Below are 17,345 nucleotides of genomic sequence, written 5' to 3' on the forward strand. Positions count from 1 at the left end.
GCCAGCGCGGCCGGCAAGGGGAAGAGCTGGGCCGCCGCGGCCTGAGTGTCCACAAACTGGACATGGATTGGATACAAAATGGCACGTCGATTGCTTGCGCTTCGGCATCCCTCCCGCCGGTGCACCAAACCGGCCCGAAAGTGCCCATGACCGAACCCCTCCACTTCGACCTGCTGCTGCTCGATGCCATCGCGCTGACGGCCGACCCCGCCCGCCCCGAGATCCGCGGTGCCGCCCTTGGCGTGCGCGATGGCCGCATCGCCTGGCTGGATGCCCAGCCCCCCGCGCAGTACACCGCCGACCGCACGCTGCAGCTGACCGACCATTTCGTGACGCCCGGCTTCGTGAACGTCCACACCCACAGCATCCTCAGCATGGTGCGCGGCGTGGCGGCCGACCTGGGCTTTGCGCCTTCGTACACGCCGGGCATTCCCAAGGGCACGCAGGTCGACGAGGCGCAGGCCCGCGCCCTGGCCCGTCTGGGCGCGCTGGAGGCGCTGCTGGCCGGCTCCACCCTGGTGGGCGACAACTTCGTGCATGCCGACATCTGCACCGAGGCGATGGCCGAACTGGGCCTTCGCCTGGCGCCGAGCTGGCGCATCCACGACGTGGACTTCGCGCGCGTGGCCCATGGCGACTGGCACCACAGCGCCGCCATCGGCCAGGCCACGCTGGGGGCCGGGCTGGCGCTGCACGATCGCTGGCAGGGCCATCCGCGGGTGCACGTCAACCTGGCGGCGCATGCGGTGGACACCTGCTCCGACGCCTTCCTGCGCGAGGTGGGCGAGGCCGCCGCCGCACGCGGGCTGCGCGTCAGCACCCACCTGGGCCAGAGCAAGGTGGAGGTCGAGCGCGTGCGCGCGCGCACCGGCCGCAGCTCCACCGAGGTGCTGGCCGACACCGGCCTGCTCAACGAGCGGCTGATGGGCGGGCACTGCATCTACGTGAGCGAGGCCGATGCCGCCCGCATGGCCGAGGCCGGCGCGCATGCGGTGCACATCCCCAAGTGCAACGCCGCCTCGGGCCGGCTGGCGCCCACCCCCATGCTCCAGCGCGCGGGCGTGAACATGGCACTGGCCACCGACACGCAGCATGGCGACATGGTCGAGCTGATGCGCTGGGCGCTGGCCACGGCCCGGGTGCAGGAAGGCGGCGTCGACGACGGCTGGCAGCCGCACCATGTCTTCGACATGGCCACGATGGGCGGTGCCCGGGCGCTGGGCCTGGAGGCCGAGATCGGCAGCCTGGCCGTGGGCAAGTCGGCCGACTTCGTGGTCATCGATGGCCGTCGCCCGCACCTGCGACCGCATGTGAATCCGCTGGGCGCCCTGGTGCACTGCGGCCAGGGCCGGGACGTGCGCCATGTGGCGGTGCAGGGCGAGCTGCTGGTGGAGGACGGCCTGCCCACCAAAGTGGACATGGACACCGTCTGCGCCGAGGCCGAGGCGGCATCGCGCGCGCTCTGGGGCGCGCAGGGGCGCGACTACTGGCGCTGAGGTTCCTGCGGCGCAGGGCCGCCGTCCAGGAAGTCCGCCACCTTCGACAGGAGCCGCACCTGGCTGCGGTCGATCATGGCGTTCATGGAGGCATTGCTGGCAAAGCGCACGCCGTTGGGTGCCCACAGCGTGGACGCCAGGTGGTCGTCGTGCCCGACCAGGGGCGGAAACAGCGTGCAGCAGCGCAGGCCCAGCGCTTCGAGGTAGCGGTCGATGGTGTTCTTCATCACGTCCTCGCCCTCGAAGCGGTAGTCGGCCAGGGCTTGCAGGGCCCGCGGGCCGTAGAGGCCGAAGACCATGCCGATCACCGAGTCGAGCCGGATGAGCAGGTCGCTGCCGTAGGGCTGCACGTCCAGCACCCGCGCCTGGGGCGAGAGGTCGGTGAGCAGGCCCGAGAACAGGTCCCAGCGCTCGGGGTGCGCATCCAGCTGTGCCAGCAGCGCGGGCAGACGGGTGTCGAAGTCCGTCGGCAGCCGGGCGTCGTCCTCCCACACCAGCAGCCTGTCGCGCCCGGCCTGCAGCGTGCGGCGCGCCAGGTCGCGGTAGCTGAGCGCCGTGCCCTTCCAGCCGTCCACATGGCGAAGTCCCGGAAAGAGCACGGCGCCGTGGCGCAGGCTTTCGCGCGCATGGGCGAAGCGCTCCGGCGCCTCGGGCAGGCAGAGCACCACGGCCTCGCCGTCCAGGCGGGTGCCGGCGGTGGCGGCCTCGAAGGCGGCATCGTCCAGCACGCCACAGCCATGCAGTGCCCGGGCCAGCAGGTGCGGCAGGCCGAAGGGCGTGCGGTCGTCCAGCGCGGCCGGGGCCGCGTCGGCCGGTGGCAGCGGCACATGGAAGATCTGGTGCTGCACCAGCCCGTCGGCCAGCAGCCTGGCAATGCGCGGCTGCACGGCCTCGAACACCGCGAGCGACTCCTGCAGCCGGGCCTGCAGCGGGTCGGCGTCGCCGGCCACGCCTTGCTCGTCCGGCACCTGCCACAGGATGCGCCGGTCGGCCGGAGGCAGCACCGTGAAGGCGCGCGGGTCCAGCACCAGGTACAGGTCGTCGGTGAAATCGGCCGGCATGGCGGCGTGCACCGTGCACTGCAGCGACAGGGCCTCCAGCAGCCCCGCCACGGCCGAGGCGATGTCCTGCCACAGGGCCGGGGCGACGAGCCTCACCGTGCGCACGGCCGCGAGCTGCCCCGAGGCGCGCAACGCCCGCATGCGGGTGCGGTAGTCCTGCACGGGCGCCGGCGCGGCCTGTTCGGTGGGCGGTGGAGGCGCCACCGCTGGCGTGGCGGCCGGCACAGCGGCAGGAGCGACCGCCGCCGGGGCCGGGACCGCGTGGCGCAGCAGCCGGCGAAGGTCGCGCGCCAGCCGGCGCAGCACACGGCGGGCGAAGGGCTGCCGGGCGGCCGCCAGTGCGGCGGCATGGCGCAGCCCCGCAATCTCTGCGTCCCGTCGGGCCAGTTCCTCGTTCAGACGGGCCACCTCGGCCTGCCGGTCGGTCAGCGCGGCGTGGCGTTCGGCCAGTTCGGCCGCCCGCGCGTCGAGTTCGCGGCGGTGCAGGTCGAGTTGCGCTTCCTGCGCCTGCAGGCGGCTTTGCAGATGCTGCAGGGCCGCGCGCAGGGCCTGGGCGGGCCGTGCTGCCTCCTGCGTATCGCCCGGCCGGTGGGCTTCGTTCCGATCGGCCGAGGAGGTGTTCATGGCCACAGCACCGGCGCTTCCTGGGGGCCTGACCGTTCCGCGACCTCGGCGGGCCGGCCCGGCATCAGGCCGGTGGCGTCGAGCAGGGCGCGCGGCAGGCCGTCCGCCGGCGCGGCGCGGTACGCGCGGGCCCGGCCGCGCAGCTGGGCCAGGTAGGCATCGTCCATGCACAGGCGCTCGATCTCGCGGCGCCAGGCGGGCCCGTCGTCCGGGTCGAGCGCGGGCATCAGGCCGGCCGAGGCTTCCACGATGGCCGGATGGTCCGACAGCACCACCGGCGTGCCCGCCGCCAGGCTCTCGGCCACCGGCAGGCCGAAGCCTTCGGTGAAGGACGGGAAGACGGCGAAGCGGGCATGCCGGTACAGCCACTGCAGATGCTCGTCCCGCGGCGATTCCACCACCCGCACATCGGGCACCAGCCGCCAGTTGCGTTCCACCGCCAGCCGGGCGCCGTCCACGCCCCAGCCCCAGCGGCCGGCGAGCACCAGCATCGGCAGGCGCCCGGCCGGCAGCCGCTGCCGCAGCTGCTCCCACACATGCAGCAGCAGGATGTGGTTCTTGCGGATCTCGAGGGTCGAGCAGTACAGGACGAAGGGCCGGGCCAGGTCCAGGCCCGGCGGTGGTGCGCCCGGCCGCGCGGGGCCGGTGTCCAGGCCGGCGGGGGCTGCCATGCGCAGGGGCGGCGCGGCGCGGCCCGCCTCCGCCATCGCGCGTTGTACCTGGCGCGCCGTGTGGCGCGAGACGGCCACCAGCTGGTCCGCCTCGGCGATGACGCCGAGCATGTCGGCCGTGTACTGGCGCGGATCGCGGCCGGCGGTCCACTGCGGCGTCTCCCACACCATCAGGTCGTGCACGGCCAGCACCACGCGCACGCCGCGCGCGCGCAGCGCCTGGAAGATCGGGACGCTCACATAGTCCCAGGGGTTGGAGACGCTCAGCAGCACATCGCCCGGGCCGGGCCCGTAGGGTCCCGCGCTGATGGGGGCGATGCGCACATTGGCCAGTGCACGGCCATGCAGCCAGCGGCCGAGGCGGCTGTCCGCCAGCCGGCGCAGGCGCGCCCTGCCGCCCTGGAAAGCGCCCAGCGCGCGCAGGCTGCGCCCCACCGACTGCGGCACGCGCGGCGGCGGCAATGGCGTGTTGGCCAGTTCGGCGGCAGCCAGCCGGCCGATGCCGTCGGGCGTGTTGGCCAGGAACTCCAGCTCCTGTCCGGTGAGCCGCCGATAGCCGCCGTCGTCGGCTCCGCGACGCACCAGCTGAACGGGCACGGGCTGCGCGGCCAGCAGATCGCCGGTATGGTGCTCCACCCGCGAGATGCCCACGGGCGAGTGCCAGCCCTTTTCGAGGCTGACGGAGACGTCGAACAGCAGCCCCGGGCCGGGCCGGCCGGCACCGGCCGGGGGCGCGTGGGGGCGGGGGCACCAGGCGCCGTCCAGCACGGCCGTGAGCTGGGCCAGCACCCGGGGCGTGGCGAAGTCGCGCCGGGCCCGCTCGCGCCCGGCCTGCCCCAGCCGGTCGGCCAGGGCGGTGTCACGGTGCAGTCGCTCGATGGCGGCGGCCAGGCCCGTCACGTCGCCTTCGTCGACGAGCAGGCCGTCGACCTCGTGCCGGATCAGCTGCGCCGGCGCGCCGCAGGCGAAGGCGATGACGGGCCGGCCCAGGGCCCAGGCCTCGATGATCGAGCGGCCGAAGGTCTCCGGTCCGCCATGGGCCGAGACCGAGGTGACGAGCACGGCCCGCGCCCCGCGCAGCAGCGTCGACGGATCGTCCACATGGTCGTGCAGGGCCAGGGTGGGCGCGGCGCCGGCCTCGGCCATCTGTGCCTGCAGTTCGCGGTACAGCTCGGGGATGGGCCGGTGGCCCACCGATGCGATGCGCAGGTCCGGGCAGCGCGGCCCCAGCAGTGCGGCGGCCTGCACCAGCAGGGCATGGCCCTTGAAGGGGTTGACCGTGGCCAGGTGCAGGAAGGGCGCGTCGGACGACAGTGCGGTTGCGGGCACCGGCGGAATGTCGACCGGGTTGGGCATGACCAGCGCCCGCATGGGGCCGTGCGGCCAGACATGGCGGGCGAGGTAGTCGGGTTTTTCGAGCACCGCGCGGTCGGGCACCAGCAGCGTGGCCCGGGGCACCTGGGGCAGCAGCTGCGCATGGTCGAACCACAGGAAGTCGTGCACGGCGACGCAGGCGATGACGTCCAGCCCGGGCAGCCAGCCGCCGGCCCGCGCCAGGATGCGCACCGAGTCCATCGTGTTGCTCAGGATGGCCGAGTGCCGCAGCGCCAGGAAGCGCTGCACAAGCAGCCGGGCGGCGCTGTCGGCGAAGTCTTCGCGGCCGGCGTCCACCGCGTGGATCTCCAGCGCGGGATGCGCCAGGTGCCGCAGCCGCTGCAGGTGCAGCGGGTTGCAGGCGAAGACCGTCACCGGCCGTTCGGCCAGGAGCAAGGGCAGCAGGGTCTCGATGTTGCGCTCGGCACCGCCGTAACCGGTGGCGACCGAGAGGATGAGCAGGGGCGGTCGGGCCGCGGTCGGGGCGGCGGTCGGGCGGGTGTCGGGCAAGGCGGCTTGCTGCGTCATTCGGGCGCAGGACAGGAGAGGGAGGAAGGCGACGCGAGGCAGTACTCGGCATGCAGCAGGCGCCCGGCCTCGCGCACCAGGCGCTCGGCCAGCACCGGATCGGTCAGCAGGGCGGCGCAGTGCCGTGCAAAGCGGTCCGCGCGGTCGGCCACGAGCAGGTGGCGGCCGGGCTCGACCGCCAGCCCGCGGGCGGCATGCGAGGTGGCCACCACGGGCCGTCCGTACTGCCAGGCCTCCAGCACCTTGAGCTTGGTGCCGCCGCCGCCGCGCACCGGCGCGATGACGGCCGTGGCCTGGGCGTACAGCGGTCGCAGGTCGGCGGGCTCGTGCGCATAGGCGATGCCGTGCGCCGCCAGCTGCTGTCGCAGCGACGCCTCGGCCCGGCCGGCCGCGACGACCTGCACATCGGGCACCCTTCGGCGCAGGCGGGGCAGCACGGCGCGGGCGAACCACAGCAGCGCATCCTCGTTCGGCGGATAGAACAGCGCGCCCACGAAGAGCAGCGTGCGCCCGTCCTTCGGCGGTGGTGGCAGGTCGGGCCCCGGATCGGGCACCAGCCGGTTGGGGCTGGCGTGCACCTCGCGCATGCCCGGCAGGCGCCCCACGCGGGCGGCGTCCTCGAAGGCGGAGAGATGGACGGTGCGGTAGGTGGGCAGCAGTTGCCGCTCCAGCCGGGCATAGCGCCGCGCCTGCAGCAGACCCTGCGCCGCGGCACGCCAGCGCCCGTGGCGCAGGGCCAGGCCGGCCAGGCTGCGGCGCGTGGCCGACTCCCAGTCGTCGCAGTCCATCTCGGCGACGGCGCGCCACGCGGCAGGCAGATGGGCCGCCAGGTCGTGCATGTAGAAGCGGAAGACGAGCACGCGCCCCGGCGCCGGGCCGGGCAGGGCAGCCAGCGCCGCGGCGGCGCCCGCGTCCGGCTCGAACCAGTCCGCCAGCGCGCGCGGCGCCAGGGCGGGGCCGGTGCAGTGCACCACATGCAGCCGGCCGGGCAGCGGCGTGCGCGGCACGGGCGTCTCGGCATGGCGGGTCACCAGCACGATGTCGAGTGCATGCGTGGCCGCCAGCTCGCAGGCCCAGCGCCAGCCCCGGCGCATCAGGCCCACGCCCTGCGGGTCGGGCAGCACATGGGTCAGCAGGATGGCCCGGCCGCGCGGGACCTGCGCGTCGCTCACGAGGCCCTCGACCCCCACAGCCGGCGCAACCACTGGCCCAGGGCCGACGGCGCGAGGCCGGGCGGCAGGTGCGGCCGTGCCAGGCGGGCGTAGGTGGTGCGCGCCTGCGCCACGTACTCGGGCGTGAGCTGCGTGTGGTCGAAGTCGGACATGTCGCGCCGGTCCACGTCCCACCAGAGGTGCGCCCACAGGTGCAGGCTGGTGGCGTCCGGCGGCAGCGTGCGGTCCTGCTCGAACAGGCCGGCGATGCCGTCGCGCGTCCAGTCGAGCGAGAAGAAGCGGCTTTCCGGCTCGACGCGGATCCATTCCGGGAACTCGCGGCTGAGCCGGTATGGCAGGAAGGTGGAGTGGTTGCTCCAGCTGCCGTCGAAGGCGCCCGGCATGCGCTCGATCCAGGTCCGCACGAAGGGCGAGCCGGGCTCGGCCATGATCAGCGCATTGCACAGCGAGCCCTCGGGCGAGGAGGGCGCGCCCACGTCGACGCGCTCATGGCCCATCACGCAGGATTCGTCGAACAGCGCGGCCGGCGGCGGCGCCACGAACAGGGTGTCCATGTCCGCATAGATGCCGCCCTGCTCATGCAGTACGCGCAGGCGGATGAAGTCGGACACATGCGCGTAGGCGAAGCGCCGGATGTAGTCGTCCTGGTAGTCCAGGTCGATGCGCAGCTCGTGCTCGGGAATCTGCTGCACCTCGATGCGCGGGCGGATGCGCTCCCACAGCGGCCCGTGCGGCTGGTTGTGCAGGTGCACCACCACGCGGTCCGGCCGGTTGACCTGCAGGCACGAGGCCAGGCACAGGTAGTGCAGCAGGTGGAAGGGCTCGGTCTGCGGCCGCAGGCCGAAGACGAAGTGGTAGGTGTTGGGGATGCGCGCGGGGCGCGCCGGCGCGGGAGGCGAAGTGGCGGTCAAGGTGGCTGCGGTCGCGAAAGGGCGGCAGGCGGCCATGCACTCGGGGCGCACCACCCAGCTGCCGCTTGGGGAGCCCCTGAGTCGATTTGTTATGTTTCGTCAAATATACACGACGGTTTTTTGCAATGAGCCCCAGTCCTCCCACGCCCCGCCGGGCGCTGCGCTACATCGGCCTTGGCGATACCAGCGGCTATGCCGTCGCGGCCGCGGCGCTGGTGCGCGCGCTGCGGGACGCGGGCACCGCCATCGCGTGGGAACCCATGCTGCCTGGTGGCGCGCTGGGCCTGGGCTATGCGCCGGCCGCCTCGCCGGAGGCCGGGCCCCAGGACCTCTGGCCCCTGCGCGACGACGCGCGCGAGTGCGACATCGCCATCGTGCACTTCGTGCCCGAGTACTACCCGCACTTCATCGCCCGCGAGCGCGCCCGCGGCACCCGCTGCGTGGTCGGCCACACGGTATGGGAGACCGACCGGCTGCCGCGCCACTGGCCCGCGCTCATCAACCGGCTCGACGCCGTGATCGTGCCGACCGGGTGGAACCGCCAGGTGTTCCGCGACAGTGGCGTGACGATCCCGATCTGGGTGGTGCCGCACCTGCCCCGGCCCGCGCGCGCCGCAACGGCGGCGGACCGGGAGCGGCTCCTCCAGCGCCTGCCGCCGCTGCAGGGCCGGCGCATCTTCTACACGGTGTCGACCTGGCTGGAGCGCAAGTCCATCGGGCCGCTGGTCGAGGCCTTCGCCGAGGCCTTCCGCCATGACGACCCGGTCGCGCTGGTCATCAAGACCACCGCGCACGACCTGGAGCGGGTGCGCCGCGATCCGGGCCACGAGGGCGAAAGCGTGCCGGTGCTGCCCCAGTTCGAGGCCATGGTGGGCCGCGCCGTGCTGCGCCATGGCCGCCTGCCGCCGCCCATCTGCCTGATCACCGACGAACTGCCCGACGGCGAGCTGCATGCCCTGCACGAACTGGGTGACTGCTTCGTCTCGCTGTGCCGGGCCGAAGGCTGGGGTCTGGGCGCCTTCGAGGCGGCGCAGGCCGGGCGGCCGGTGATCATCACCGGCTGGGGCGGGCCCACGGCCTTCCTGCGGCCGGATGCGGCCTATTTCGTCGAGAGCCGGCGGGTGCCCGTGCAGCCCGGCGAGGCCAATGGCAGCTACACCCCCGACCAGCACTGGGCCGAGCCGGACATCGCCGCGGCCGTCGCCGCGCTGCGGGCCGTGGCGGCCGACCCCGCCGAGGCGGCGCGGCGCGGTGCCATGGCGGCCCAGCACATCCGGCACGCCATCGAACCGGCGGCGGTGGCCGACGCGCTGCTGGAAGAGCTGGCCCGCTGCGAAGCGCGGGTCGAACCCGCGCCGGCCCCGGCTCCGGCCGATTCGGCTGCCCCCTTGGAAGCGGCGGCGCCGGCCGTGGTGCCGCCGCCGCCAGCCAGCCTGCCCCGGCGTGCGCTGCGCCGGGCGCGGCGTGTTCTCCGGGGGCTGATGGCGGGGCGGTGAGACCATCGACCTGCCGCCTTCCGCGCAGCACGATCAGGGCGCTGGCGCTCAGGGCCGCCGCTGCCGGATCAGCGTCAGCAGCGCCTGCGCCGCCGGCGACAGCGACCGGTCCCGCCGCCGCACCAGGTAGACCTGCCGGCTGAGCCCGGGCAAGGGCAGCGGCCGGGTGTGCAGCCCGGCCTGCTGGAAGTGGAACAGCGTCAGCGTCGGCACCACGCTGATGCCCAGGCCCGCGCGCACCATGCCCATCACGGTGGCCAGCTGCTCCACCTCCATCAGCGTGCGCAGCGGCTGCGGATGCAGGGCCGCCTCCAGGTACTGCCGCACGCTGCTCGTGCGCGCCAGGTGGATGAAGGGCCAGTCGCCCAGGTCGGCGGCCGTGAGCTTGCGGCGCCGCACCAGCGGATGGTCGTCGCGGCAGACCAGGTGGAAGTCGTCGCTGCAGAAGGGCTCGGCCTGCAAGAGTGGGGTGTCGGCGCGGATGGCGGCCAGCGCCAGGTCGGCCTGGCCGCCGGCCACGCGCTCGATGCAGGGCTCGGAGAGGACGTCCGCGATCTCCAGCACGATGCCAGGATGGGCCTCGCGGAATTCGGCCAGCACCTGCGGCAGCCAGCCCGCGGCCAGCGAGGGCAGCAGCGCCAGCGAGACGCGCCCGCGCCGCAGCTGGGCGCTGTCGCGCGCGGCATCGAGCGCCGCGTCGATCTCGGCGCGGATGCGCTCGGCCGCCGCCATGAAGTTGCGGCCCTCGTCGGTCAGCGCCACATGGCGCGTGCTGCGGTCGAACAGGCGCAGCCCCAGGCCTTCCTCCAGCGTGCGGATCAGCGCGCTGAAGGCCGGCTGCGACAGGTGGCACTGCTCGGCCGCGCGGGTGAAGTGGCGCTCGGTGGCCAGCGCCAGGAAGGCATCGAGCTGGCGGCTGCTCAGATTCATTGGGGATGCGGATGAATTGATCCTGACAATCTATTTCACAGAATAACGCTCCGCGCCTAGAGTGCCGTCGCAGGAGACACGCATGGCACTGAAGGAACGACTGCTGATCGGCTGCGCCGCTGGCTTCTCGGGCGACCGGGTGGACGCCGCCGCGCCCGTGGTGCGCGAGCTGATCGCCCGCGGCCAGAGCGCCGTGCTGATCTTCGAGACCCTGGCCGAGCGCACCCTGGCGCTGGCCCAGCTGGCCCGCCGCGACGACCCCGATGCCGGCTTCGAGCCGCTGCTGGACGAGCTGCTGCGCCCCGTGCTGGCCGACTGCCTGGCCCACGGCGTGCGCATCGTCAGCAACTTCGGCGCGGCCAATCCGCACGGCGCGGCGCGGCGCATCCAGCAACTGGCGCGCGGACTGGGCCTGCGCGCGCCGCGCATTGCCGTCGTGCATGGCGACGACCTCTCCGGCCCGGAACACCACGACCTGCTGGCCCGGTGCCTGGGCGCCGCCATGCCGGCCGAGCCGCCGGTCAGCGCCAACGCGTACATCGGCGCCGAGGCCATCGCCAACGCCCTGCGCGCCGGTGCCGACATCGTGGTCGCCGGCCGCGTGGCCGACCCGGCGCTGGCCCTGGGCCCGGCGCTGGCGCACCACGGCTGGGCGCTGGACGACTGGGACTGCCTGGCTGGCGCCACCATGGCGGGCCACCTGCTGGAGTGCGGCGCCCAGGTGACCGGCGGCTACTTCGCCGACCCCGGCTACAAGGAGGTGCCGGGCCTGGCCGAACTGGGCTATCCCATCGCCGAGATCGAGGCCGACGGCAGCTGCACCCTCTTCAAGCCCGAAGGCACCGGCGGCCGGCTGGACCTGCACACGGTCAAGGAGCAGCTCCTCTACGAGCTGCACGACCCCGGCGCCTATCTGACGCCCGACGTGGTGGCCGACATCCGCGAGGCCGAGGTGCTGCAGACGGCCGATGGCGTGCGGCTGCAAGGTGTGCGCGGCCATGCGCGGCCGGCCACGCTCAAGGTCAATGTGTGCCATGCCACCGGCTGGTTCGCCGAGGGCGAGATCAGCTATGCGGGCGCCCGCGCGCTGGGCCGGGCCCGCTTGGCCGGCGAGGTGCTGCGCGAGCGCCTGCGCGATGCCGGCGCGCTGCGGGTGGACCTGATCGGCGCCTGCAGCATCTTTGGTGACGACGCGGGTCGCGCCCTGGCGGCGACGCTCGATGCGGCCCCCGCTGCGCCGGACGATGCCCTGCGCGACATCCGCCTGCGCGTGGCTCTGCAGCATCCCGATGCGGCCGTTGCGCGCCGCCTGGTGCGCGAGGTCACGGCGCTGTACTGCTGCGGGCCCGCCGGTGGCGGCGGCGTGCGCACCGGCATGCGGCCCCGCCTGGGCACGCTGTCCTGCCTGGTCCCGCGCGAAGCCGTGAGCACCGGTTACTTCATGGCCGACTGAGGAGGCCGACGATGAACCCCACGCCTTTCCCCTCCGCCCCGCACGCCGATGCCGGCCGGGTCGTGCCCCTCCATCGGCTGGCCCACGGCCGCACCGGCGACAAGGGCAACCGCTCCAACATCAGCGTGATCGCCTGGCATGCCGACCTTTGGCCGCTGCTGGTCGAACAGGTGACGGAAGAAGCCGTTGGCGCGCTGTTCGCCCATCGCCGGCCCAGCCGCGTCACGCGCCACCTGCTGCCCAGGCTGCAGGCGATGAACTTCGTGCTCGACGACGTGCTGGATGGCGGCGTCAACGACGCCCTCAACCTCGACAGCCATGGCAAGGCGCTGTCGTACCTGCTGCTCGACCTGCCGGTGCGGGTGCCTGCCGCGCTGTGCGGGCATCTGGCCGGTCCACCCATCGACTGACGACCTTCCTTCATCCACCCTGACCCGAGGAGACAAGAGACATGAACCGATTCCCGCCTCTGCACCGACGCACCTGGCTCGCCGCCGCCCTGGCCGCCGCCGCCACGCTGCCCGGCCTGGCCCAGGCGCAGTCCCCGGCCTATCCGGCCAAGCCCGTCACCTTCGTCGTGCCCTTTGCGGCCGGCAGCGCCACCGACCAACTGGCGCGGGCGCTGGGCCAGTCCTTCACCGAGCAGACCGGCCAGTCGGTGGTGGTGGACAACCGCGCCGGCGCCAGCGGCATGATCGCGGCGCAGTACGTGGCCAAGGCGTCGGCCGACGGCTACATGGTGCTCATCACCACCAACACCACGCATGCGGCCAACGAGCACCTCTACCGCAAGCTGCCCTATGACCCGGTGAAGGACTTCGCGCCCGTCACCGGCCTGGGCAAGGGCGGGCAGGTGCTGGTGGTCAACGCCAGCGCGCCGTACAAGAACGTCGCCGAGCTGCTGGCCGCCGCGAAGAAGAACCCCGGCAAGATGAGCTTCGGCAGCGGCAGCTCGTCCAGCCGCGTGGCGGGCGAGATGCTCAAGCAGATGGCCCATGTCGACATCCTGCATGTGCCCTACAAGAGCAACCCGCTGGCCATCACCGACCTGCTGGGCGGTCAGATCGACATGATGATCACCGACACCTCCACCGGCGTGCCGCAGATCAAGGCCGGCAAGCTGCGGGCGCTGGGCTATTCCACGCAGAAGCGCAGCACGCAGCTGCCCGATGTGCCCACGCTGGACGAGGCCGGGGTCAAGGGCTACGACATGGGCTACTGGTTCGCCGCCTACGCGCCGGCCAACACGCCCGCGCCGGTGGTGGCCAAGCTCAACGAGGCGCTGGGCAAGGCGACGAAGAGCGCCGCCGCCAAGGGCTTCTTCGACGGCTCCGGTTCCGAGGCCTGGACCACGACGCCGGAGGAACTGGCCCGCTTCCAGGCCGGCGAGACGCGCAAGTGGGGCCAGGTGATCAAGGCGGCGGGCATCGAGGCCGAATAGCCCCAGGGCGGGCGAGGGCGCTCAGCGCCCGCCAGCGGCCCGGCCCATGCGCCGCAGCCGCGGCGTGACCATGGGCACCGTCAGCATGGTGCTGGCCACCGCCATCAGCAGCAGGGCCGTGAAGGTGGCGTTGGTGATGATGGCCTTGTCCAGCAGCACGTTGGCAAAGATGATCATGATCAGCGCCTTGGTCTGAAGCAGCCAGCCGATCAGCATCCCTTCGCCGCGGGCCCAGCCCAGGATGCGGCCGGCCAGGCCCAGCCCCGCCAGCTTGCCGGCCACCGAGGCCGCGAGCAGCAGGGCGGCCGCCCCGAAGACGGCAAAGCCGCCCACCTGCCAGCTGGTGCGCAGCCCCGTGCTCAGGAAGAACACCGGCATCACCACCAGCAGTACGTGGTGGCGCAGCAGGTCCATGTGTTCCTGGTCGAACCAGTCGCCGTCCATCACCACGCCGGCGATGAAGGCGCCCACCATGTAGTGCAGGCCGGACCAGTCGGCGCCCAGGCCGCAGGCCGCCAGCCAGATCAGGCCCAGGTACCAACGGTCGCGCTCGGGCACGCGGCGCATCAGGCGCCGGAACAGCACCGAGGCCACCGCAAACACCAGCAGGAAGCCCACCTGCCGGCCCACGCGCTCCCAGTCGGTCAGGATCACGGCCAGCACCCCCCAGATGGCGATGTCGTCCAGGCTGGCGTAGCGCAGGATGCGCTGGCCCAGCGGCTGACGAAGGATTTCCAGCTTTTCCATCAGCAGGATCAGGATCGGCAGGGCCGTCACCGCGCAGGCCATGCCGATGCCCAGCACGAATTGCCAGTGCTGGGCCTTGGCGCCCATCCAGCCGGGTTGCATCAGCAGCACCAGCGCCGCGGCACTGCCCAGCAGCAGCGGCACGCCCAGCGCCAGGCCGGCGGTCACGCTGCTTTCGCCGCGGTGCGTCCAGGCCTTGCGCAGGTCCAGCTCGATGCCGGCGATCCACACGAAGAGCATCACCGCCCACTGCGCCACGCCGTTGAGCGACTGGATCACCGGCGCGCTGAACACGAACTGGTAGTAGTCGGGAAAGGCCGCGCCCAGCACGCCCGGGCCCAGCAGGATGCCCATGATGATCTGCACCACCACCAGCGGCGCGAAGTAGTCGGTGCGCCCCAGCCGCCACAGCAGGTAGGGCAGGGAGAAGACGATCAGCATCGCGATCAGGAAGACTTCGGAGACGGTCATCGGCGCTCGGGGGGTGAAAGGCCGCGGCAGTGTGACATGGCCGCGCGTCGGCCAAAGGGCGTAGGACGGCCCAACATCGCACCCGCGGCCAGGGTTGCCGCCTTGGCGTTAGCCTTGGTGCATGTCCGCCCTTCCTTTCTCGACCGACGTGCGGGCGGCGCCCCTGCCTTCCAACCCGCCACCGCCGGCGCCGGGGCAGCCACCAGCGTCGCCGCCCATCATCGTGCCGCCGCCGGCCGGCGATCCGCCGCCGCACGAACTGCCCGTCACCGACCCGCCACCCCCGCCGCCCGTGGGCGACCCGCCCCGGCCCGTGGCCGCGCTGGGGCGGGTGCACATGCGCCGACTGCGCGAGGTGTACCGCTCGGCCGGCTGGCCCTGCTGCGATGCCATCGAAGTGGACCTGCTGGCGGCCGGGCTGCTGGAGCGCGTGCGCTCCGCCCTGGGCCACGAGACCGTGCGCCTGAGCGATGCCGGCCTGGCGCAGTTGGCCGGCGCCCTGGCCGGCAACCGCGGCGCGATGTCGGCCCACGAGGCGCTCGTTGAGCAGGTGGCGCGCGAGATGACCCGCGGCGGCCGCATCGCCTGGCGCGGCCTGAGCCTGCGGGCCCGCCTGGCGCCGCTGGAGCCCGACGGCCCGGCCCGCTGGTGCATCGCCCGGCCCGATGTCTTCTCGATCCGCAACACCACCGTCGAGGCCTACGCCCATCCCGTCGTGCACGAGGTCAAGGTCAGCCGCGCCGACCTGCTGGGCGATCTGCGCCGCCCCGACAAGCGCGCCGCCTACCTCGACCTGGGCGGCGAGTGCTGGTACGTGCTGGGCAACGATGCCCGCGGCCGGCCCGTCGGCGGGCCGGAGGACGTGCCCGCCGAATGCGGCGTGATGCTGCTGGAGGGAACGCGGCTCACGGTCGCCCGCGCCGCCGTGCACCGGCCGGTCGAGCGCCTGCCCTTCGGCGTGTGGATGGCGCTGGCCAAGGCCCAGCCCGTGGCCGGCTTCGATGACGAGGCACAGCAGTGGTTGATGGGTGCCGAAATCGAAGCGGATCCCGCTTTCACACGATAGACTGCAAATAATTGTTAATAGAGTGCCGGGGCGCCCTGGCCGGGACCCGGATGGGACCGGCCTCCCAAACACCCCGCATTCGTCGTCCGGGGATCGCTGCGTCGTGATCGCGTGCGAATGTCCTGGCGCTGTGCCTCCATGATTTCAAGTCTTGAATCCGCGCGGCCCCATCATTGGGAGGCCCTGCGCCGCGACCTTCGGGCGGGCGACTGGACCTTCCCCGAGGCCGGCACCGCCCCCGTCCTGCCGGGTGGCGAACTGTCCTTCGTCGTCCGCCGTGGCAGCGAGATCGCCATCGCTGCCGGCCGTTGGGGCCTGGTCACGCGCGAGACCCTGCGCGCCGGCCTGCCCGCGGCGCTGCGTGCCCGCACGGCCCTGATCCGCGACGACGAGCTGGGCAAGCTGGCCGTGCGAAGCGCCTGGCAGGGTGCCCAGCAGTGCCTGGTGCCCGTGGCGGCCCTGCATGTGCCCGATCACCGCAATCCCGAGGGCGAGCCGTGGCTCACCCGCATCGCGCGCCGGGACGACGGTCCCCTGTACCTGGCCGGCCTGTGGAACAGCTGGGCCGACGAGAACGGCGTGCGCCGCCTGAGCGTGGGCCTGCTCACCGTGGACGCCGCGGGCCATCCGCTGATGGGCAACTATGGCCCGCCGGGCAAGCCGCGTCGCATGCCGGTCGTCCTGCCGCGCGGCCTGGGCCGGGCCTGGCTGCTGGCGCAGGGCGAGGAGCGCGCGGCCTTCCTGCGGCCGCTGCCCGCCGCGCAGTTGAGTGCCATCTGCATGGAGAAGGGGAGCGGCGCGCAGGACGGGCCGGCCGTCCCCGACGCCGCCCTGCCGCCGCCGCCCGAGGTGCGCCGGCAGAGCCTGCTGCTGGTGGACGACGAGCCCAGCAACCTGCAGCTGCTGCGCCTGTCGCTGCAGGCGGACTACCACCTCATCTTCGCCACCGAGGGTGGGCGCGCCATCGAACTCGCCCGCGAGCGCCGGCCCGACCTGATCCTGCTCGACCTGATGATGCCGGGCGTGGATGGCTACGCCGTGTGCGAGGCGCTGAAGGCCGATCCGGGCACCGCGCACATCCCCATCGTCTTCTGCACCGCCGTGCACGACGGCGACGCCGAGGCCAAGGCGCTGCGTCTGGGCGCGGCCGACTACATCACCAAGCCCTTCTATCCGCATGTGGTGGCGGCGCGCGTGCGCACGCACCTGGCGGCGCTGGGCATGCTGGCCGCGCAGCAGTCCAGCCTGCGCCAGTTGCAGCGCCTGTGCGATGCGGCCGCCATGCGGGCCAACGTGAGCACCTCGCACATCCAGCGCATGAGCCAGACCGCGCACGAGATCGCGCTGGAGGCGGGCGCCCGCGCCGACTGGTGCGCCATGCTGCAGAGCTCGGCCCCGCTGCACGACCTGGGCATCGTGGCCGTGCCCGATGCGGTGCTGCGCAAGCCCGGTCCGCTGGATGCGGACGAATGGACCGTGATGCGTGCCCATCCGCTGCTGGGCGCCCAGCTCATCGGCGACGACCCGTCGGACGTACTGGGCATGGCCCGCGACATCGCGCTGTGCCACCACGAGCGCTGGGACGGCACCGGCTATCCGTCGGGCCTGGCGGGCGAGCAGATTCCGCTGGCGGCGCGCATCGTCGCCATTGCCGACAGCTTCGACGCCATGACCTCGCCGCGCCCCTATCGCGAGGCCTTGAGCGAAGAGGCGGCCGTGGCCCAGATCCGCGCCGGTGCCGGCGCCGCCTTCGAGCCGCGGCTGGTCGACGCCTTCCTGCGCGCGCTGCCGCGCATCCTGCGCATGCGCCAGCGCTGGGTGCGCGAGGTGGAAGGCCCGGCCGGCGCGGCGCCGGCGGCGGTCGAGGACGAGGCCGTGGACGAGCGCCGCTGAGGGCGCGAGGG

Annotated in this window: 13 protein-coding genes; 7 read left to right on the top strand and 6 right to left on the bottom strand. The window is 73.2% G+C overall.

Annotated features, from left to right (window positions below; translation table 11 throughout):
• The first annotated feature begins 146 nt into the window (after positions 1-146).
• Positions 147-1,496 (top strand): amidohydrolase family protein, encoded by a 1,350-nt coding sequence (locus ABIC63_RS11650; protein ID WP_354319868.1) that lies wholly within the window; start codon positions 147-149, stop codon positions 1,494-1,496.
• Here the strand turns inward: ABIC63_RS11650 and ABIC63_RS11655 are convergent.
• Genes ABIC63_RS11655 through ABIC63_RS11670 form a run of 4 tightly spaced genes read right to left on the bottom strand, consistent with a single transcriptional unit; the run spans position 1,484 to position 7,837 of the window.
• Entirely contained in the window at positions 1,484-3,181 is a 1,698-nt protein-coding gene (locus ABIC63_RS11655) for a hypothetical protein (RefSeq protein ID WP_354319869.1), read from the bottom strand. The genes ABIC63_RS11650 and ABIC63_RS11655 overlap by 13 nt on opposite strands.
• Positions 3,178-5,754, bottom strand: coding sequence for a glycosyltransferase (locus tag ABIC63_RS11660; RefSeq protein WP_354319870.1), 2,577 nt, complete (start codon positions 5,752-5,754; stop codon positions 3,178-3,180). Before ABIC63_RS11660 ends, ABIC63_RS11655 begins: the two co-directional genes overlap by 4 nt.
• Complete coding sequence (locus tag ABIC63_RS11665) at positions 5,751-6,926, bottom strand: glycosyltransferase family 4 protein (RefSeq protein WP_354319871.1); 1,176 nt, start codon at positions 6,924-6,926, stop codon at positions 5,751-5,753. The genes ABIC63_RS11660 and ABIC63_RS11665 overlap by 4 nt, the downstream gene beginning before the upstream one ends.
• Positions 6,923-7,837 carry a glycosyltransferase family 32 protein gene (locus ABIC63_RS11670; protein WP_354319872.1) on the bottom strand — a complete coding sequence of 305 codons (915 nt, stop codon included), beginning with the start codon at positions 7,835-7,837 and terminating at the stop codon, positions 6,923-6,925. Before ABIC63_RS11670 ends, ABIC63_RS11665 begins: the two co-directional genes overlap by 4 nt.
• Before the next feature lie 125 nt (positions 7,838-7,962).
• Between ABIC63_RS11670 and ABIC63_RS11675 the strand changes: the two genes are divergently transcribed.
• Entirely contained in the window at positions 7,963-9,333 is a 1,371-nt protein-coding gene (locus ABIC63_RS11675) for a glycosyltransferase family protein (RefSeq protein WP_354319873.1), read from the top strand.
• Positions 9,334-9,381: 48 nt separating this feature from the next.
• Here ABIC63_RS11675 and ABIC63_RS11680 read toward each other — a convergent pair whose 3' ends face one another.
• A complete protein-coding gene (locus tag ABIC63_RS11680) occupies positions 9,382-10,263 on the bottom strand; it encodes a LysR family transcriptional regulator (RefSeq protein WP_234192587.1) in 882 nt (293 codons plus the stop codon).
• Positions 10,264-10,345: 82 nt separating this feature from the next.
• Between ABIC63_RS11680 and ABIC63_RS11685 the strand changes: the two genes are divergently transcribed.
• Genes ABIC63_RS11685 through ABIC63_RS11695 form a run of 3 tightly spaced genes read left to right on the top strand, consistent with a single transcriptional unit; the run spans position 10,346 to position 13,157 of the window.
• Entirely contained in the window at positions 10,346-11,716 is a 1,371-nt protein-coding gene (locus ABIC63_RS11685) for an acyclic terpene utilization AtuA family protein (RefSeq protein ID WP_354319874.1), read from the top strand.
• Positions 11,717-11,727: 11 nt separating this feature from the next.
• Positions 11,728-12,126: an AtuA-related protein gene (locus tag ABIC63_RS11690; protein ID WP_294368835.1), complete on the top strand. Its 399-nt coding sequence runs from the start codon at positions 11,728-11,730 to the stop codon at positions 12,124-12,126.
• 41 nt (positions 12,127-12,167) lie between these two features.
• A complete protein-coding gene (locus ABIC63_RS11695; RefSeq protein WP_354319875.1) occupies positions 12,168-13,157 on the top strand; it encodes a Bug family tripartite tricarboxylate transporter substrate binding protein in 990 nt (329 codons plus the stop codon).
• Between the two features lie 21 nt (positions 13,158-13,178).
• On the opposite strand, the gene ABIC63_RS11700 is transcribed toward ABIC63_RS11695, so the two are convergent.
• Positions 13,179-14,375, bottom strand: a complete 1,197-nt coding sequence (locus ABIC63_RS11700) for a cation:proton antiporter (protein WP_354319876.1) — start codon at positions 14,373-14,375, stop codon at positions 13,179-13,181.
• A 121-nt stretch (positions 14,376-14,496) separates the two neighbouring features.
• On the opposite strand from ABIC63_RS11700, the gene ABIC63_RS11705 reads away from it, so the two are divergent.
• Positions 14,497-15,441, top strand: a complete 945-nt coding sequence (locus ABIC63_RS11705; RefSeq protein ID WP_354319877.1) for a hypothetical protein — start codon at positions 14,497-14,499, stop codon at positions 15,439-15,441.
• A gap of 138 nt (positions 15,442-15,579) precedes the next feature.
• Positions 15,580-17,334 carry an HD domain-containing phosphohydrolase gene (locus tag ABIC63_RS11710; RefSeq protein WP_354319878.1) on the top strand — a complete coding sequence of 585 codons (1,755 nt, stop codon included), beginning with the start codon at positions 15,580-15,582 and terminating at the stop codon, positions 17,332-17,334.
• Positions 17,335-17,345 lie beyond the last annotated feature (11 nt).

This window comes from Pseudacidovorax sp. 1753 (genome assembly GCF_040544975.1).
Classification (GTDB): Bacteria; Pseudomonadota; Gammaproteobacteria; order Burkholderiales; family Burkholderiaceae_C; genus Xenophilus.